This is a genomic window from Oceanobacillus saliphilus (genome assembly GCF_023522835.1).
Taxonomy (GTDB): domain Bacteria; phylum Bacillota; class Bacilli; order Bacillales; family Amphibacillaceae; genus Oceanobacillus; species Oceanobacillus saliphilus.
Window position 1 is genome coordinate 1 of record NZ_JALCZU010000214.1, and the last position, 259, is coordinate 259.

The following is a 259-nucleotide window of genomic DNA, read 5'->3' on the forward strand; positions in this document are numbered from 1 at the left end:
CATCAATACGCAATGTCTTATCTTGCAAATCAGTCAACACCTTGTTTGATGTACCAGTCGCCTTAACACCCCACTCTGTGCCACGCACGATTTCAACAAGATTATTGCCGGCATCAACCTCAAGATTTTGCACTTGGGCATCCTTGAACGTCTTGTGTGTCGTTGAAACGTTAACAATCTTAGGTCCCTTGTCCCAAGCAATGTTTGTTTCAGCACCAGCACTCAAACCACCCACAACCATCACGCCACCAAGCACCAT

Annotated in this window: 1 protein-coding gene; it reads right to left on the minus strand. The window is 46.3% G+C overall.

The annotated features are described in order from the left end of the window. A partial coding sequence (locus MN204_RS20955; protein WP_249872979.1) for a hypothetical protein occupies positions 1–259 on the minus strand: 259 nt, incomplete at both ends.